Raw genomic sequence first — 16,061 nt, 5'->3', positions numbered from 1 at the left:
ATGCCACATGCAAAGCGCTAAACAGATACGCCGGGGCTTATTTTTACCAGGACGATTTCCGGCGGGGCCAGGACGCGGATGGGCGGACCCCAGCTGCCGGCCCCGCTGGTGACTATCAGGGATGAGTCGTTTGAACGGCGAATGCCGTAGACGTGATCGTACTTGAGCCGGACAAAGAAGCGGAAAGGAAAAATTTGCCCCTTGTGGGTATGCCCGGCCAGGTGCAGGTCCACCCCGGCGTCCCGGGCGATTTCGAATCCCCAGGGACGGTGACTGACCAGGATGTTGTATTTGTCCGGGTCCAGCCTTCTGGTCAATTGCTTAGTGACGTTTTCCTGGTGCTGCCTGAATCTCCCGTGGGGTGCCGGGTCGCTGACCCCGATGATTTCTATATTTGTCTCTGAGAGCTTTTCTGTCTCGTCCTCCAGCAGGGTGAACCCGGCCCTGGCAAAAAAGTCCCTGGAATCATCCGCTCCGGCATAAAATTCGTGGTTGCCAAGGACTGCGTACTTGCCAAGGCCGGCCTGCATGCCCTGCATGATGCGGGCTTCTTCCTGCAGCCATTCCAGGTGGTCGTTTAATATATCCCCGCCCAGGATGATCAGGTCCGGGTCCTGATCATGGACAAGGCTTTTGAGGTCCTTGACCCGCTGCATGGACTTCTGCACCCCCAGATGGGTGTCCGACAGAAAGACTACCCGCAGATCATTGCCAATTTTTGGCGAAGATATTTCGTACTCTGTTACCCGCACCGGACCTGCTGCCTCCATAAATCCCCAGCCCACGGTTAGAATGGTTACGGTGATGATTGCAAAGGCTGCTGCCCGGGAAAGCCCGGGGCTGATCCTGACCCTTACAGGCCAGACCATAAGCTGCAGAACAAAAAGGGCAAGCTGGAGCAAAAAGAGGTAAAATATCACTCCCAGCCAGGTAAAGACAATCTGCCATATAAGATATACCAGTGGTTCGGGCCAGGACAAGGGGATGAGATGGGCGGCTATGGGGCTGAGCGCCAGTAGCAGGCAAAGCCGGAAGCCACCGCGCCTGACTCTTGAAGAGAATTCGAACTGCGCGGCGAAGCGCGCCCAGGTGAAGCAGTGCATGCCCAGGTAGACCAGGAAAAAGGCCAGGATGAAAAGCATAGTTTGGTTCGTGCTGCAAAGACTGAAGATTTAGGGTGATCAAGTCCTTTACTTTGATCAGCTACACATAGCAAGGACAATTGGGGATTGAATTTTGACGCTTAAGCAGCTAACATGCCATTGCCTCAGTGAAGAATTGTTGAGATAGCAGGAAAAAATTGTGAGAGGTGGTGGGGGCAAGGGAGGCTCTGTCTGGATCGTCCTTAATCCTTGCCAGGAATTAAGACGCGACTACAAAAAGCCCTTTTTTCAGTTGCAGGAGTCAGGAGACAGGTGACGGGAACCAGTAAAATCAAAGAGTTATATAATTGCTTTGTTCCTGAATTTTTAATTGACTGTTTTTTTAATGCGCATCAATTAAGGCGCAAACATGCTGAAAACAGATTTCGGTCAGTCAGTCAACAGATCAGTGGGGAGTAACTCTTCAGGGGGGAGGTATGCCAATTTGTGTGAAGCCTGAAGGCTTCCCGTGCCTAAGAAGATTTTTTTGGCACCCCAGTTGAATGCCCTGCGGGCTAGCTCGTTGAGCTATTCAACGGGGCAGGCTGGCAACTTCGTTGCACATCCCAGTGAAACCAGCTACGCTGACCCAGCACTCACTTTTCCATTTGTTTGCTTGTGATGAAACCGAAATTATTAAAGTGAGTGCTGGGTGTTTCACGGGACAGGCTGGCGGCTCTGCCGCTCACGGCTGGGGGGTACGCTTCAAGTCTATTCCCGGTGGCGATTGCTGGCTCCCCCTGAATGGTTACAGTGGGGATGCAGTGAAGCCCTGTCCTGAAGTATATTTCAATATATTACAGGGCAAATAAGCTGTCTTTTTACACGTTTAGTGCTCTGTACAAGTAGAGGATTTATGCAAGGTGATGGTACATCAATATTGATGAAATTAGCAGAAAAAGTACGCAATAAATATCCTCAGGCCCGTGTCTGGCTCTTTGGTTCTCATGCCAGAGGTACTGCAACCAAGGAATCAGACCTGGATATATGTGTGGTTCTTCCAGAGGTTCATCCGGATGATCGTCTTGCTGTCAGTGATATGGCCTGGGAAATTGGTTTTGACTGCGATGTGCATGTTTCTACAATTGTTGTATCGGAAAGGAATTTTGAAGAAGGACCGGTCTCATCGAGTCCATTGGTGGAAACTATTCGCACTGAAGGAATAGCTGCATGATCAATGATAAAAACATTATGGAACTTTGCAGGTATCGTTTGCAACAAGCTGAAGAAACACTTTCAGAGGCTAGAATTCTGATTGATTCTGGATATTGCCGTGGAGCTTTGAACAGATCCTATTATGCTATGTTTTATGCATTGCAGGTTCTTATAACACAAAACAAGGTCAAGTTGTCAAAGCATAGTGGAGTTATATCTTATTTTGATCGCGAATATGTCAAGACAGGAATAAAAAAAGGCTTCTGTAAGAACCGGCCAGACAGAAATCAGGGGGCCCTTAACCTCTTTTAGAATGTCCAGGCAGTTGTGGTGACAGGCATCGGAACGATCAAAAAAGGCCACCAGCGGTCCAGTATCCATCAGAATCATTGGTTTCTCCCAAAGCGCCTGCGCATAATTTCCTCTCCCCGGGTAGAAAGATCGCCTTGCCCGCTGGCTGCAGATCCGGCCAGATCTTTGATCAGTTCGTAGGGGCTTTGCTCGATTTCTTTGAGAGTTCTTTCACAGTATTCTTGAAGCGACCTGCGAACTACTTCGGTCCTGGTAACACGCAGAGCTTCAGCTGTCTTTTGCAGTTTGTGCCTGGTGTTTTCGTCCAGCCGAACGCTTAACGTCATGGTATTAATCCCTCCCGCTGGCGAAATGTCTATTCTGCAATACGTGTTGTATTGCAGGGGTTGGAGTATGTCAAGGCGCTATCAGACTTACCATTGAAACCCTGTCATAAAAAAGGAAATCTTGAGTTATGGCGGGGGTGCAGCGTTTGGCACTGGAACTGTTCCAGCTTTTTTGCTTGTGACTTGATGCCGATTATCGGCGTAAGCACAGAAAAAGGATTGTGCAAAACACAAGGGAAAATTGCAGATATACCTCTGCAAAGCCAGCTTTTCTGGTATATGCTCAGGCCTGGTTTTCCGGGGGCAATGGAAAATATAGATAAAAGGCCGCGCCTTTGTCCGGGAGGTTTTCGCCTTCTATCCAACCATCATGTTCCTCCATGATTTTTTTGCACAGGGGCAGGCCCAGGCCGGTGCCCAGAGAGTGGTCCTTGGTGGTGGTGAAGGGCTCAAAGAGTACTGCCAGGACCTGCTCAGGCAGGCCGGGGCCGGTATCGGTCAGGCTTATTTTCACCAGGTCCTGACCATTTTGTGCCCTGGAGCTGCCGGCGGTGATGTGGATTTGACCTCCCTGAGGCATGGCGTGCATGGAATTGCTGATGAGGTTGTCCAGGATCAGATGGATTTTTTTCCGGTCCATGAGAATCCGGGGGAGGTCTGGTGCAATATCAAAAAGGACTTCAATATGTTGTCCGGTGATCTGGTCCCGGTGTTCTTCCAGATATTCCTGGAGGACCTCCCGGGGATTGTGCAGTTCAAAGTCCGTGCAGCACCTGTCCTGGGAAAAGACCACTATATCGTTCAGGATCTCTTCCAGACGGCGCATTTCCTTTAGTATAATTCCAGCGTACTCGCGTTCTTTGTCCTTCTGGGCGGTCTTTTCCAGCCGCCTGGCAAATCCGCCCATGGCGGTCAGGGGATTGCGGATGGCGTGGGTGATGTTGGCGGTAAGCCTGCCCAGGGCAGCCAGTTTTTCATTGTGCACCAGGCGTTCCTGGGTGTTTTCCAGGTCCTGTCTGACCCTGGCGATCTCCTCCTCCAGGGTCCTGTTCCAGTTCTGCAGTTTGGACCGGGAATCGTGAAGTTCCTGCATTATGCTGTCAAATCCGGCACCCAGCCTGCCCAGTTCGTCCCGGCCGTGATCTCCGGGCTGGGTTCCTGTTGCTTCCTGAAAGTCCTTCAGCAGACCACGCAGGCTGGTTATCACTATGCGGTTGAAAAGTATCCCCATGGCTGCAAATATCAGGGACAGGGCTACAAAGACCACCACAAAAACTGAAACCGCCCTCTCCTTTACCTGGGAAAGGGCTTCCTGCACCGGCATGTCAATGGAAACTACACCGGCAATCTCCCCTGGACTCCGACCGAAGCCATGTTCTGAGCCGTACATTTCCAGTAGTTCTCTGGGAGCATCCTCAGGCCGACCATGGCAATGCAGACATTCGCTCTCAAATACAACCGGCTTGAAACGCTGAAAATGGGCGTATCCGTCATGATCAACAATGCCCTGCCACTCTTCTGCTTCAGGGTTTTTACGGAAATAGTCGATCATGTCCTGTTCAATAATATTGGCTTCGTACTCGGGGTTGCGGGCATTCAAGGCCACCCTGCGGTAGCGCACCCCCGGCAGTTCCGGGGCGAATCTGTCCATGACCGCACGGCCCACGTAGGAGGTGGACATGGCCTCGCGTACGAAATGATCCTCCCCCATGAGTTCATACATTCTGGGCCGCAGTTCTTCACGGACATACTTCCTGCTGGCTTCCACCCCGGCCATGACCAGTTCGGACCGGGCCAGGGCCTGGGCTTCCAGTTCCTTTTTTTGATGGTAATAAATGGCAATGGCCGCCACGAGGCAGCACATGAGCATGATTACAGCCGAGCCCAGCATAAACTTGTTCTGCAAGCTCCAGTTGGCGGGGTTCAGCCTGCTGAGCCGGGGTTGCTGCTTCACAGCAGAGTTCTGGTTATTGCTGGTGTGTTCCATGGATATGAAATAAGCCTTCATCTTGAAAGTCGTTTGAAAAGATTGTTATATGTATAGGCTCATGCTGCTTCAGGGTAAAGCACAAATTTAAAGGTAACCATTCAGGGGGTGCCAGCAATCGCCACCGAGAATAGACTTCAGGCGTTACTCCCCAACCGTGAGCGGCAAAGCCGCCCGTGAGCAACGAAGTTGCCCGTGCCAAAAAAATCTTCTTAGGCACGGGAAGCCTTCAGGCTACACACGGGTGCTCCGCACACACGGTTTTGAAGAATAAAGATTCCCAGCAAGGCTTTACCCGCCTGGCAGACAGGCAAATTGGCATACCTCCTCCTTGAAGGGTTACATTTAAAGGAAGTGATGCCGGCTTTTCCTTGGGTTTCCCGGGGCCTGCGCTTTGGAAGATTGTCAGCGGGACACATTGATTGTCTGTCTGTTGAGAGCTTGCCAACCGCCGTATTTGGCAGATATAATAAAATAGTGGCGTATCGCGTAAGGCATGGTTCAGACTTCATAAAGTACAGGAGAATAAATGACTTTGAATATAATTCGGACCGGCCTGGGAAAATGTTATGATGTTTACGGCAGGGAAATACCCTGCCATGGCACCGGACAGGACGCGGCCTTTAGACTCGGGGTTGCGTGGCCATCTTCCAGGTTTGTTTCATTAAGCAAGAACCGTGTACGCGATGAACTGACCAACCTTGAATGGACCCTCAAGGCCAATTTTTTTGATTTTCCCCTGACCTGGCAGCAGGCCCTGGATGAAGTAAAGGAGATGAACAGGGAGGGCTTTGACGGATACAATGACTGGAGACTACCCAACAGAAGAGAGATACGTTCCGTTATTTCCCACGGACAAAGAAAGCCGGCCCTTCCGGCAGGCCATCCTTTTACTGATGTATTCCTGGGGTGGTACTGGACTTCCACCTCTTCGGCCCTGGCCCCGGCATATGCCTGGTATGTGCATCTGGAAGGGGCAAGGATGTTTTACGGTGGCAAAGAGCAGCGCTACCTGGCCTGGCCGGTGCGGGGCAACTCCCGGCACATTCCCTGCACCGGGCAGACAGAGTGCTTTAACACCCGGGGAGAGGTGATAGAATGCGCCGGGACCGGGCAGGACCCGGATATATCAGCCGGGCAGCCCTGGCCTGTGCCGCGCTTCAGCAGGCAGGGCCGGGAGATAACGGATCACCTGACGGGATTGATCTGGCTTGATCCGGGAGAATCTGCAGGCAGGGCCGTAAGCTGGCAACAGGCTCTGGATACTGTACAACAATTAAAAGGGGACAGTGAGTGGCGGCTGCCCAATATCAACGAACTGGAATCCCTGGTGGATGCCTCCGCCCATTCACCGGCCCTGCCTGAGGAACATCCGTTTACGGATCTGCTGGACGGGTACTGGTCTTCAACCACCAGTTTTTTTGAGCCGGACTGGGCTTACGCCTTATACCTGAAGAAAGGGGCTGTGGGGGTGGGCTTCAAGCCGGACTCCGGATTTTATGTCTGGCCGGTGCGCAGTCTGGACAGGGGGTAGGGTTTCCATAGCCTGCGCCTGCAGAAATGCCGCAGGCGCAGGTTTTATTTTTAATGATCGCAGGCGTTTTGACCGGTGACCAGGTTTCCATCCAGCCAGGATTTGACGATTTCTTCAGCAGTACCTTCCGGTGCACCGGTGATAATCCTGATTCCTTTTTCCCTGAGCAGATCCTGGGCTCTTGAGCCCATCCCCCCGGCAATTACCAGGCCTGCTTCCTTCTCGGCCAGCCAATTGGGCAGAACCCCGGGTTCGTGGGGCGGCGGGGTGAGCTGCTCCTGGTGCAGGATGGTTTTATCTTCGGTATTTACGCTAAACAGGGCGAAAAGTTCGCAATGACCGAAGTGCTGGCACAGTCTGCCCTGGGCCAGGGGGATGGCAATTTTTACGGCCCCGTTTTGAGGCCTGACTGAATCCGGTGTGTTTGAAGGTGATGCCTGTAGGTTGGACAGTTGGTCCTGGAAAAAATCTTTTTGTCCCTGCAGTTGTTTTATGGGTTCCAGGATTTTTTGCAGGGCGGACAGGGCCGGACTTTCGGCCTGCCTGGCAATAAAGGGCATGCCTTCATCGGCAGCCTTGACCATGTCCGGATCCAAAGGGATGCCGCCCAGAAAGGGCACCTGCATCTCCTGAGCCAGCTTCTGGCCTCCTCCACTGGAAAAAATGTGAGCTTCTTCCCCGCATCTGGGGCAGACAAAACCGCTCATGTTTTCCACTATGCCCAGGACCTGGTTGCCGGTGTGGCGGCAGAAATTCACTGAACGGCGTACATCGTCAACAGCCACGTCCTGGGGGCTGGTGACTATCAGGGCGTGGGCCTCGTGACCAAGAAGCTGAACCACGGACAGGGGCTCGTCCCCGGTGCCCGGGGGGCAGTCAACAATGAGGTAATCCAGGTCTCCCCAGTCCACGTCTTCTAAGAATTGCCTGATCAGCCCCATCTTTACCGGACCTCTCCAGATGACCGAATCTTCCTTGCTTTGCAGCAGAAAGCCCAGGGACATGACCAAAAGTTGACCGTTCCACATTGCCGGGACAAGTTTTTGGTCCCTGGTTACCGGACGGGAGTCTTCCAGGCCGAAAAGTCTGGGAATGCTCGGGCCGTGAACATCCACGTCCACAAGGCCAACCCTGCAGCCGGACAGGGAAAGTTCTGCTGCCACATTGGCAGCTACGCTGCTTTTGCCCACTCCCCCTTTGCCGGACAGGACCACTACCTTGTGTTTTATCCGGCTGAGGCTGTGGGCAAGCTTCCGGTTCTTTTCCTGTTCCTTTGACCTGCTCTGACAGTCTGATGCAGTGCTGCAGCTGCCGCATGCCTTATCACTCATTTTTGTTTCTCCCTGGGTTGTTTTTATGCTTTAAAATTTTTGCTGCCGATTTCCAGATGTCCTGCATGGGCCGGGTCCATTTTTCAGGATGGTACTCCACAATGCTCTGGCCCTGAATCTGGGCTCTGGTGAAATCCTGATCATAGGGTAGCTTTACAGGGACGCCCAGGCCGTATTCCAGGCAGAATCTTTCAATTTCCACGGTAATGTCCGGGTTGAGGTCAGCCTTGTTGATTACTGCCAGACAGGGGATTTTGAAATGTCTGGTAAGGTCGAACACCCGGCGCAAATCAGCAAAGGCGCTTCTGGTGGGCTCAGTAACCAGCAGGGCCATGTCCGCATTGGTCAGGGACGCTATCACCGGGCAGCCCACCCCGGGAGCGCCATCGCCAAGCACGTTTTCCGCGGCTTCTTCCTGTGCCGTCTGGTGCGACTTTTTTCGGACAATGGATACCAGTTTGCCGGAGTTTTCCTGTCCAATGCCCAGGCTGGCATGGATCATGGGGCCGAATCTCGTGCTGGAACTGAACCACTGGCCGCAATGCCTGTCATGCATGCTTACCGCGGATTCAGGGCAGACGTGGAGACAAAGGGCGCATCCCTCACAATGTTCCTGCATGACCCGGTAATCTTCCGAAATGGCCTGAAATCGGCAGTATGCGCGGCACAGACCGCAACCTGTGCACAGGTCCGGGACTATTTGAGCCTGCTGTCCGTTGATGAACTCGTGGGCCTCAAGTATTTCCGGGGCCATAATCAGATGCAGATCGCTTGCATCCACGTCACAGTCCCCAAGTACCTGCCGGGTACCTGTTGCTGCCAGCCCGGACACCAGGCTGGTTTTTCCGGTGCCGCCCTTGCCGCTTATGACTACGATTTCCTGCATGATGCTTATTTGCCCCCGGCCTGCATTTCTTTTTGCAAGTTTTCCCACATATTCCTGTATATTTCTTTGAATTCAGGCATGGCCTCCAGAAGGGGCTCTGCCCTGGAGCAGGCCGCTGCAGCCTGTCTGCTGTAGGGGAGTCTGGCCAGTAGCGGGAGCCTTTCATGCCGTATATATTTTTCCATTTGATCATCTCCCATGCCGTCCCTGTTGATCACTGTGCCCAATGCAAGGCCCAGCTTGCGTACAAGCTCCACTGCGATTTTGAAGTCGTGCAGCCCGAAAGGGTTGGGTTCTCCCACCAGGATGACATAATCTACGTCGCGAAGGGTTTCCATTACCGGGCATGAAGTTCCCGGGGGTGCGTCTGCAATGACAATCCCCTGGCCTGGAGTGCTTTTTAGTACACGCCTGATAAGCGGGGGCGCCATGGCTTCCCCGATGCGCAGCAAGCCGCCGCAGACCTCCACGCCGCGGCCTTTGCCGTGGCGCACCAGACCTATTTCCCTGGTGCTTTCATCTACGGCCTGCACAGGGCATAAAAAAAAGCAGAGACCGCAGGCGTGGCAGAGTTCCGGGAAGACCATGACCTTGTCCGCTATCCAGATGAGGGAATTGAAGCGGCATTCGTTGACACATTGCAGACACGATTCTCCCAGACATTTTGTGTTGTCTATTTCAGGGACCGCAACGGTCTGTCTGTTCTCCCGGGACCAGGCAGCATCCAGGAAGAAATGGGCATTGGGTTCTTCCACATCGCAGTCGGCAAGGCAGACCTTTTGCCCTTCCTTTTGCAGGTAAAGGGCCAGATTCACCGCCACGGTGGTCTTCCCTGTACCTCCTTTTCCGCTGATTATGGCCAGGCGCATCAGATCATTGCCTCCCGCTTTTTACCAGTGTCCGGACCTGTCAGCTTCTTCAGCCTGTTCCAGGCGACCCTTCTTGTAAGCCTGGATGGCCTCTTCAACGGTATTTTCTTTGCACAGATAAACCGCTATGCCTCCTGCCTGGAGGGCGGAAAAGGCCTTGGGTCCGCAATGCCCGGTGATTACCGCTTCGGCTTTGCCCCGGGATACGGCCTGAGCGGCCTGGATGCCCGCTCCCTGGGCAGCGTTTAGACTGGGCTCATTGTTCAGGATTGCAAAGCTATCGTTTTCTGTGTCGTATAAAATAAAATGAGCAGCCCTGCCGAAACGTGGATCAAGCGGGGATTTCAACTCCTGTCCCTGTGAGGATACAGCAATAATCATCAGTTTTTCCTTGTTTTTCAGCTTTGCTCGAATATGGAGGGAGGGATATAGTCGTGGGTGCCTTCCACCACTTCCACCCCGGCCTTTTGCCTGATGGCTTCTATTAGATCATCCTTTCTTTTGCAGTATTTCATGATGCAGGTACTGACGTGGATTGTGTCCACTTTTTCATTCAGGGCCTTGAGGTGCATGTTCAAAAGGGCCATGCTGCAGACCACACGGTTTTTGTTGCCTTCGCATCCCCCGCAGTCAACAATGCCCACCAGGGAAACGTCCTGGTTTTCATATCTTTTGAACTCGCCCTCTTTCCTGCCCAGGGCCACGAAACATTTGGCATCTCCAGGGCACAGGTTGCTGCCTCTGATCATGCTGCAGGCGATAAGAGCTATTTTTTTCATACCGGCTTCCTCCTGGTTGTTTGTGCTTCAGTCAGGCAATCCAGTGCCGGGCAGTTTGGCAGGTTTTCCCCTGAAATACCCGGCAACGGCTCTTTGCTGTTTTTTTTATCTTTCAAAACTTCCTGGGCATCTACCCTGTCCCCGGCCCCGGCCCCGGCATCTTCCGGTTCTCTGTCCGCCTCTCAAGCAAAGCCTTTGTCCGTCTTGAGCTAATGTGGTCACAGCTGGCTTTTCAGGGGCAGGGGATTCTCCGGCAACGTCTGCTCTTATTCTGCCCCGGCAACGCCCCAGTCCTTTTCCTGTTCCCGGACCATGTCCCATGGGTCCTGTTCCATTAAGTCCCGGCATCTTGCACACCTCCTTTTCTGGTAGACCAAAAATTACCCCCTGCTCATGGCCGCCCCGCAACTGGGGCATGTCTGTTCATAGCAGGGGTGGCCCTTTACGTGTTCCACCTTGTGTCCGCATTGAGGGCAGGCACAAAATCCGCTGGTGTTCATGCCTCCGCCCTGTCCACGGCCTGGACCGGTTTTTCCGGCACATCCACCAGGCTGTCCTGCACCTTGACCTGATTTTCCTCTGCCCGGCATATGGGCCTCCTTTTTTTTGAAAGAACATTTTTCAGGATTGAAAAAGCATTTGCGCCGCCCGGGCATGTCAAAGCGTTCCTCATTCAGTCTGTCATCCATCAGTGCCTGTATGACTTCGTTAACCCGCCCGGATACAAAAGGCACAACTGTAATTCCGCTGGCGGCGATAAGATGGCAAAGGGACTTAGAGATGGCTCCGCAAACCAGCATGTCTATTTTCAGCCCGGCCAGTCTGAGTATTTTGGCTGAAGAGTCGTTTTCGTCCAGGTATTCAGACCATCTGTTGCTGACTGCGCCGGATTCAATATCCACCACCACAATAGTGTTGGAAACATCAAAAACCGGGGCCACCCGGTCCTGCCATGTGCTTACAGCCGCTTTCATGTCCAGGGAGTTGCATTTAATATGCCGACTGGATTTTATGGTGCTGAGCTATTTAACATATTGAAATAAATTTGTTTTTTAAATAAAGGCAGGTTGATCTGCAAAATGTATGGTCGCATCAGTGCGCCTGTCGGGCGGTATCATAGTAGCTTTTTTGCTACTGTAGGTGTGGTTTCCAGGGTGTGCGGGAGAAGGTCATGGAGTGTGGATGTTCAGTTTTTTCAGCTTGCGGTGCAGGGTGCTCTTGTGCATGCCCAGAAGCCTGGCGGCTCTGGTTTTGTTGTTGCCGGTCTGTTCCAGGGCCTTTTCAATACTCCTGGCCTCCAGGATGTGTTTTGCGGTCTGAAAGTCCGCAGGTATTTCAGTATCCTTGAGTGTCAGTTCCGCGGGCAGGTGTTCAATGCCGATTTTGCCCCGGGAACACAGCACAAAGGCCCTTTCGATGATGTTTTCCAGTTCCCGTATATTTCCCGGCCAGTCGTATGCCATGCAAAGAGAAACGGCCTCGGGTGTAAGGCCCTGGACCTCTTTTCTCTGGAGGCGGTTGAACCTGTCTACAAAATGCTGGGCCAGGTGGGGGATATCTTCTTTTCTGTGTCTCAAGGGAGGCAGTTCTATACGCACGATATTTATGCGGTAGTACAGGTCCTGGCGGAAGAGTTTCTGCCGCACCATTTCTTCCAGGTCCCTGTTGGTGGCGGTTATGATCCTAGCGTTGGTTTTTTCCGGTCTGGAGGAGCCAAGGGGGTCATAGGCCTTTTCCTGGAGTACTCGCAGCAGGCGGATCTGGAGAGCCTGGCTGACCTCTCCGATTTCGTCCAGAAACAGGGTCCCGTTTCCGGCCTGGGCGAAGCGGCCGGGCCTGTCCCGTTCTGCACCAGTAAAAGCTCCGGCCTTGTATCCGAAGAGCTCGGACTCCAGAAGGGTGTCAGGCAGTGCACCGCAGTTTACGGGCACAAAAGGAGCGTCCTTTTTGGACCCTAAGGAATGAATGGTTTTTGCTGCCAGTTCTTTTCCAGTGCCGGTCTCCCCCAGGATGAGCACCGTGCTGGAGCTTGCGGCCACCGCGGGGATGATCTGCAGTACCTTCTGCATGGCCGGGCTGTGGCTTACGAGATTGCCGGTGGACAGACCACCCTTGAGTTCCAGACGTAATCTCTCCACTTCGCTCAGGTCGCGAAAGGTCTCGGCTCCTCCCACCAGTTCGCCCCTGGAGTTGCGAAGCATGGCAGTGGATACGCTTATGGGGATGCGTCCACCCTGGGAGTCTATGATATAGCAGGCTTTGCCGATGACTGGTTTTCCTGACTCAAGGGTATATCCCAGAGCGCACTGGGACTGGCACATGCTGGATCTGAGCACTTCCCAGCAGGGCCGGCCCAGGGCCTGGTCTCTGGAAATGCCGGTAATCTGCTCCGCGGCCCGGTTGAAGGAGGTGATCATCCACTCCCGGTTTACTGTAAAGACGCCGTCGGATATGCTTTCAAGTATGGCCTTGGTAAAGCCTTCCCAGGGTTCATCTTTTGTTGTTTTGCCGCTCATATGTTCTGATATAACGAATTCAGGGGATGGGGCAAGTCTTTGCAGGCAGCTTGAAAGTAAGTCTTTATTGTTTTGCTGATTTTTACTGTTGAACTCCCTGGGCACCGGTGTTATTGTGTCGGTTCTTATTTGATAATAATACTCTGAAATTCTTTACAGTCTGCTTCAGGCGGCCGTCAGGCCTTAAAAGGGAACTCCGGTGCAAGTCCGGGGCGGTCCCGCCGCTGTGAGCCCTGTAAATCTTTTTGTCGTATCTGGGTCACTAACCCCGCACTTACTTTTTTCAAAAAAGTAAGAGAAACTTATTTTTTGACCTCCGTGAGGCAGGTTATAAAATTTTATAAGTTTCGCTGTAGTGCTACTTTTTTGAAAAAAGTAAGTGCGGGGTTGGGAAGGCCGACAAAGGAAGGGGCGAGCCAGAAGACCTGCCTGAAGTCTTATCCATCAACTTTTTCCCCTGCGAGGACAGCGGGTAAAGATCCACGGGCTCCGGTGCTTTTATCCGGCGGAGCAATATATCATGCAGGATTTAGACTATAGTGCCTGGGACATGCTCAAGGGATATGAGCCCTTCAGCCTCTGCGACTGGCCGGGACGGATAAGCGCGGTTCTTTTTTTCGGGGGCTGCAATCTGCGCTGTCCCACCTGCCACAATGCTTCTTTTGCCTGGCACCCGGAAAGTTTTCCGGTCCTGGACTGCCTGGGAGTGCTGGAGCAGGTGCAGCGCAACCGCAACTGGCTGGAAGGGCTGGTGCTGACCGGCGGTGAAGTCACCATTCTGCCAGGTTTTGATTCTTTGCTGCATGATCTGTCCAGCCTGAACATTCCCATTAAACTGGACACCAACGGACTCAGCCCGGATTGTGTAAAACTAGCTCTTGAGCATAGCTCAATAAAAATGATAGCAGTGGATATCAAGGGGCCGTGGCATATGTATCCGGGGCTTACCGGTGATCGGGCCGCTCCCGGGCAGGCCAGGGATTGTCTGGGGCAGATTCTGGAGCTTGCTGCAGATAGCCCGGAGAGGTTCATGTTCAGGATCACCCGGGTGCCTGGTTTAAGTGATCCGGACATTGAAAACGTAAAAGCCTGGCTGCCGCCCGGGTTCGAGCTCAAAGTTCAGGATTACCGGCCGTCCAGAATAACAGCAAACCAGTAAAAAGGACACTAATATGCCCAAACAGATCAAGAAAAGAGACGGTTGTATGGAATCCTGGTCCACGGACCGGATTGCCCATGCCATTTTAAAGGCCCTCAAGGCCAGCGGAATCAAGGACCCTTTGCTGGCTTCCAGGCTGGCCCGCAAGGTGGAGGGCAAGCTGCACGAGGATATTCCGGAGCAGGAGACCGTCCAGGACATGGTGGAAATGGTGCTTATGGAGTCCAGGCTTTATGACGCGGCCAAGAAGTACATCATCTACCGCGAGAAGAGAAGGGAACTGCGCTGCCAGGATCAGGCCTATCTGAATATCGGGGAGATCATTGATTCCTACGTGTACAAGTCCGACTGGAGGGTCAATGAAAACGCCAATATGACCCATTCTTTCCAGGGACTCATGCTGCATCTCTCAGGTTCGGTCCAGGCCCGCTACGCCCTGGAAAAGTATCCGGAAGAAGTGCGCATGGCCCATGAGCATGCCTATTTTCACATCCACGACCTGTCCTTTGGACTGGCCGGGTACTGCGCAGGATGGAGCCTGCGCGATCTCTTGCTGGAGGGCTTCAACTTAGAGGGCAAGTGCTCCTCAGGGCCGGCCAAGCATTTTGATTCCGCACTGGGGCAGATGGTAAATTTTCTGGGGACTCTGCAGAACGAATGGGCCGGGGCCCAGGCCTTCAATAACGTGGATACCTATCTGGCCCCCTTTATCCGTCATGACGGCCTGAATTACCACGAGGTAAAACAGGCCATGCAGAAATTTGTTTTCAACCTGAATACCACATCCAGGTGGGGCGGTCAGAGTCCTTTTACCAACCTGACCTTTGACCTGGTCCCGCCAAAGCACATTGCAGGAGAAGGAGCCATCATCGGGGGCAGGATAACCGATGATGCCTACGGGGACTTTGAGCCGGAAATGGAAATGATCAACCGGGCCTTTCTGGAGGTCATGCTTGAAGGTGATTATCACGACCGCATTTTTTCTTTTCCCATACCCACGTACAATGTCACTTCCGATTTTCCCTGGGACAGCAGTGTGGGCAGGCTTCTTCTGGAGCTAACAGCCAAGTACGGGGCTCCCTATTTTCAAAACTTTATAAATTCCGATCTAAGCCCGGAAGATGTGCGCTCCATGTGCTGCCGTCTGCAGATGGACCTGCGCGAGTTAAAAAAACGCACCGGCGGGCTTTTCGGGGCCGGGGATCTTACCGGATCCATAGGGGTGGTCACCCTGAACCTGCCCAAGCTGGCCTTTCTGGCCCAGGGGGAGGAGGACTTCCTGGACATCATTACTGAATATGCCGGGCTGGCCCGAGATTCCTTAGAATTCAAAAGAAAGCTCATCCAGGATAATATGGAGCGAGGTCTTTTTCCTTTTTCCAGAAGGTACCTTAAAAACGGCCTGACCAACCACTTCAGCACCATCGGCCTTATCGGCGGACACGAGGCCTGCATCAATCTTTTGGGCAAGGGTATAGAAAGTGATGCCGGCACCAGGCTGATGCAGAGAGTGCTCAATCACCTTCGGGACCTGACCAGGGATTATCAGGAAACAACCGGGAATCTGTACAATCTGGAGGCCACTCCGGCCGAGGGTACCAGCTACCGTCTGGCCAAGACCGACAAGACATTGTACGGACAGATTTACGCCTCGGGCAACGGCACACCGTACTATACCAACTCCACAACCCTGCCGGTGGGAGCCACCCGGGACGTATTCAGGGCTTTGGAGCACCAGGACGGCCTGCAGCCCCTTTATACCGGGGGCACAGTTTTTCATACCTTTCTGGGGGAGGCGGTCTCAGATCTGGATGCCCTGAAAAATTTCATTGTCAAGGCCATGACCATGACTAAAGTTCCATACATATCCATCACCCCGACTTTTTCAGTATGCAAAGACCACGGATACCTCCCGGGCGAGCATGAGCTGTGCCTGCACTGCAGCCGGGAAGCAGAAGTCTATACCAGGGTAGTGGGCTATTACCGCCCGGTAAAGCTGTGGAACAGGGGCAAACAGTCCGAGTACCAGGACAGGGAGGTTTACCAGGTAGAGGCGGTTTAGTCT

At 53.1% G+C, this 16,061-nt stretch carries 16 protein-coding genes and 1 riboswitch; of the genes, 5 read left to right on the top strand and 11 right to left on the bottom strand.

Annotated features, from left to right (window positions below):
* Positions 1-17: 17 nt before the first annotated feature.
* A complete protein-coding gene (locus DTHIO_RS01265) occupies positions 18-1,142 on the bottom strand; it encodes a metallophosphoesterase (RefSeq protein ID WP_008868544.1) in 1,125 nt (374 codons plus the stop codon).
* Positions 1,143-1,998: 856 nt separating this feature from the next.
* On the opposite strand from DTHIO_RS01265, the gene DTHIO_RS01260 reads away from it, so the two are divergent.
* Positions 1,999-2,316, top strand: a complete 318-nt coding sequence (locus DTHIO_RS01260) for a nucleotidyltransferase domain-containing protein (RefSeq protein WP_008868543.1) — start codon at positions 1,999-2,001, stop codon at positions 2,314-2,316.
* Positions 2,313-2,609 (top strand): HEPN domain-containing protein, encoded by a 297-nt coding sequence (locus DTHIO_RS20250; protein WP_083803898.1) that lies wholly within the window; start codon positions 2,313-2,315, stop codon positions 2,607-2,609. The genes DTHIO_RS01260 and DTHIO_RS20250 overlap by 4 nt, the downstream gene beginning before the upstream one ends.
* Before the next feature lie 74 nt (positions 2,610-2,683).
* Here DTHIO_RS20250 and DTHIO_RS01250 read toward each other — a convergent pair whose 3' ends face one another.
* Together DTHIO_RS01250 and DTHIO_RS01245 are read right to left on the bottom strand one after the other, a co-directional pair.
* Positions 2,684-2,935 carry a ribbon-helix-helix protein, CopG family gene (locus DTHIO_RS01250; RefSeq protein WP_008868542.1) on the bottom strand — a complete coding sequence of 84 codons (252 nt, stop codon included), beginning with the start codon at positions 2,933-2,935 and terminating at the stop codon, positions 2,684-2,686.
* Between the two features lie 283 nt (positions 2,936-3,218).
* Entirely contained in the window at positions 3,219-4,943 is a 1,725-nt protein-coding gene (locus tag DTHIO_RS01245; RefSeq protein ID WP_008868541.1) for an ATP-binding protein, read from the bottom strand.
* A 508-nt stretch (positions 4,944-5,451) separates the two neighbouring features.
* Between DTHIO_RS01245 and DTHIO_RS01240 the strand changes: the two genes are divergently transcribed.
* A complete protein-coding gene (locus DTHIO_RS01240; protein WP_008868540.1) occupies positions 5,452-6,456 on the top strand; it encodes an Lcl C-terminal domain-containing protein in 1,005 nt (334 codons plus the stop codon).
* A gap of 50 nt (positions 6,457-6,506) precedes the next feature.
* On the opposite strand, the gene DTHIO_RS01235 is transcribed toward DTHIO_RS01240, so the two are convergent.
* The 8 genes from DTHIO_RS01235 to DTHIO_RS01200 all read right to left on the bottom strand — a co-directional run bounded on the left by DTHIO_RS01235 (position 6,507) and on the right by DTHIO_RS01200 (position 12,837).
* On the bottom strand, positions 6,507-7,787 hold the full coding sequence (locus tag DTHIO_RS01235) for an iron-sulfur cluster carrier protein MrpORP (protein WP_008868539.1): 1,281 nt from the start codon (positions 7,785-7,787) through the stop codon (positions 6,507-6,509).
* A complete protein-coding gene (locus DTHIO_RS01230; protein WP_008868538.1) occupies positions 7,780-8,673 on the bottom strand; it encodes an ATP-binding protein in 894 nt (297 codons plus the stop codon). Before DTHIO_RS01230 ends, DTHIO_RS01235 begins: the two co-directional genes overlap by 8 nt.
* 5 nt (positions 8,674-8,678) lie before the next feature.
* Complete coding sequence (locus tag DTHIO_RS01225; protein ID WP_008868537.1) at positions 8,679-9,542, bottom strand: P-loop NTPase; 864 nt, start codon at positions 9,540-9,542, stop codon at positions 8,679-8,681.
* A 21-nt stretch (positions 9,543-9,563) separates the two neighbouring features.
* Positions 9,564-9,923 (bottom strand): NifB/NifX family molybdenum-iron cluster-binding protein, encoded by a 360-nt coding sequence (locus DTHIO_RS01220; RefSeq protein WP_008868536.1) that lies wholly within the window; start codon positions 9,921-9,923, stop codon positions 9,564-9,566.
* 17 nt (positions 9,924-9,940) lie between these two features.
* Complete coding sequence (locus DTHIO_RS01215) at positions 9,941-10,321, bottom strand: CGGC domain-containing protein (protein WP_008868535.1); 381 nt, start codon at positions 10,319-10,321, stop codon at positions 9,941-9,943.
* A gap of 105 nt (positions 10,322-10,426) precedes the next feature.
* Positions 10,427-10,669 carry a DUF5320 domain-containing protein gene (locus DTHIO_RS21555; RefSeq protein ID WP_161598609.1) on the bottom strand — a complete coding sequence of 81 codons (243 nt, stop codon included), beginning with the start codon at positions 10,667-10,669 and terminating at the stop codon, positions 10,427-10,429.
* A 32-nt stretch (positions 10,670-10,701) separates the two neighbouring features.
* On the bottom strand, positions 10,702-11,295 hold the full coding sequence (locus tag DTHIO_RS20245) for a NifB/NifX family molybdenum-iron cluster-binding protein (RefSeq protein ID WP_008868534.1): 594 nt from the start codon (positions 11,293-11,295) through the stop codon (positions 10,702-10,704).
* A gap of 195 nt (positions 11,296-11,490) precedes the next feature.
* The gene (locus tag DTHIO_RS01200) at positions 11,491-12,837 is read right to left on the bottom strand and encodes a sigma-54 interaction domain-containing protein (protein ID WP_008868533.1); all 1,347 of its coding nucleotides are present in this window, start codon (positions 12,835-12,837) and stop codon (positions 11,491-11,493) included.
* A gap of 150 nt (positions 12,838-12,987) precedes the next feature.
* Positions 12,988-13,284, top strand: a riboswitch (cobalamin riboswitch).
* A 73-nt stretch (positions 13,285-13,357) separates the two neighbouring features.
* Here DTHIO_RS01200 and DTHIO_RS01195 point away from each other — a divergent pair.
* Together DTHIO_RS01195 and DTHIO_RS01190 are read left to right on the top strand one after the other, a co-directional pair.
* Positions 13,358-13,996 (top strand): radical SAM protein, encoded by a 639-nt coding sequence (locus tag DTHIO_RS01195; protein WP_008868532.1) that lies wholly within the window; start codon positions 13,358-13,360, stop codon positions 13,994-13,996.
* Between the two features lie 13 nt (positions 13,997-14,009).
* Positions 14,010-16,058, top strand: a complete 2,049-nt coding sequence (locus DTHIO_RS01190) for a ribonucleoside triphosphate reductase (RefSeq protein WP_008868531.1) — start codon at positions 14,010-14,012, stop codon at positions 16,056-16,058.
* Positions 16,059-16,061: the final 3 nt, after the last annotated feature.

The organism is Desulfonatronospira thiodismutans ASO3-1 (genome assembly GCF_000174435.1).
In the GTDB taxonomy this organism is placed as follows: Bacteria; Desulfobacterota; Desulfovibrionia; order Desulfovibrionales; family Desulfonatronovibrionaceae; genus Desulfonatronospira; species Desulfonatronospira thiodismutans.
Note: the sequence above shows the minus strand (reverse complement) of the source record. Positions and strands in the feature narration are given on the sequence as shown.

Excerpts from the sequence above, each read along its gene's own strand:
- DTHIO_RS01260 (WP_008868543.1), top strand. The coding sequence starts at position 1,999 with ATGCAAGGTGATGGTACATCAATATTGATGAAATTAGCAGAAAAAGTA.
- DTHIO_RS01240 (WP_008868540.1), top strand. The coding sequence starts at position 5,452 with ATGACTTTGAATATAATTCGGACCGGCCTGGGAAAATGTTATGATGTT.
- DTHIO_RS01220 (WP_008868536.1), bottom strand. The coding sequence starts at position 9,923 with ATGATTATTGCTGTATCCTCACAGGGACAGGAGTTGAAATCCCCGCTT.
- DTHIO_RS01250 (WP_008868542.1), bottom strand. The coding sequence starts at position 2,935 with ATGACGTTAAGCGTTCGGCTGGACGAAAACACCAGGCACAAACTGCAA.
- DTHIO_RS20245 (WP_008868534.1), bottom strand. The coding sequence starts at position 11,295 with ATGAAAGCGGCTGTAAGCACATGGCAGGACCGGGTGGCCCCGGTTTTT.
- DTHIO_RS01225 (WP_008868537.1), bottom strand. The coding sequence starts at position 9,542 with ATGCGCCTGGCCATAATCAGCGGAAAAGGAGGTACAGGGAAGACCACC.
- DTHIO_RS21555 (WP_161598609.1), bottom strand. The coding sequence starts at position 10,669 with ATGCCGGGACTTAATGGAACAGGACCCATGGGACATGGTCCGGGAACA.
- DTHIO_RS01230 (WP_008868538.1), bottom strand. The coding sequence starts at position 8,673 with ATGCAGGAAATCGTAGTCATAAGCGGCAAGGGCGGCACCGGAAAAACC.
- DTHIO_RS01200 (WP_008868533.1), bottom strand. The coding sequence starts at position 12,837 with ATGAGCGGCAAAACAACAAAAGATGAACCCTGGGAAGGCTTTACCAAG.
- DTHIO_RS01195 (WP_008868532.1), top strand. The coding sequence starts at position 13,358 with ATGCAGGATTTAGACTATAGTGCCTGGGACATGCTCAAGGGATATGAG.
- DTHIO_RS01215 (WP_008868535.1), bottom strand. The coding sequence starts at position 10,321 with ATGAAAAAAATAGCTCTTATCGCCTGCAGCATGATCAGAGGCAGCAAC.
- DTHIO_RS01235 (WP_008868539.1), bottom strand. The coding sequence starts at position 7,787 with ATGAGTGATAAGGCATGCGGCAGCTGCAGCACTGCATCAGACTGTCAG.
- DTHIO_RS01190 (WP_008868531.1), top strand. The coding sequence starts at position 14,010 with ATGCCCAAACAGATCAAGAAAAGAGACGGTTGTATGGAATCCTGGTCC.
- DTHIO_RS01265 (WP_008868544.1), bottom strand. The coding sequence starts at position 1,142 with ATGCTTTTCATCCTGGCCTTTTTCCTGGTCTACCTGGGCATGCACTGC.
- DTHIO_RS20250 (WP_083803898.1), top strand. The coding sequence starts at position 2,313 with ATGATCAATGATAAAAACATTATGGAACTTTGCAGGTATCGTTTGCAA.
- DTHIO_RS01245 (WP_008868541.1), bottom strand. The coding sequence starts at position 4,943 with ATGAAGGCTTATTTCATATCCATGGAACACACCAGCAATAACCAGAAC.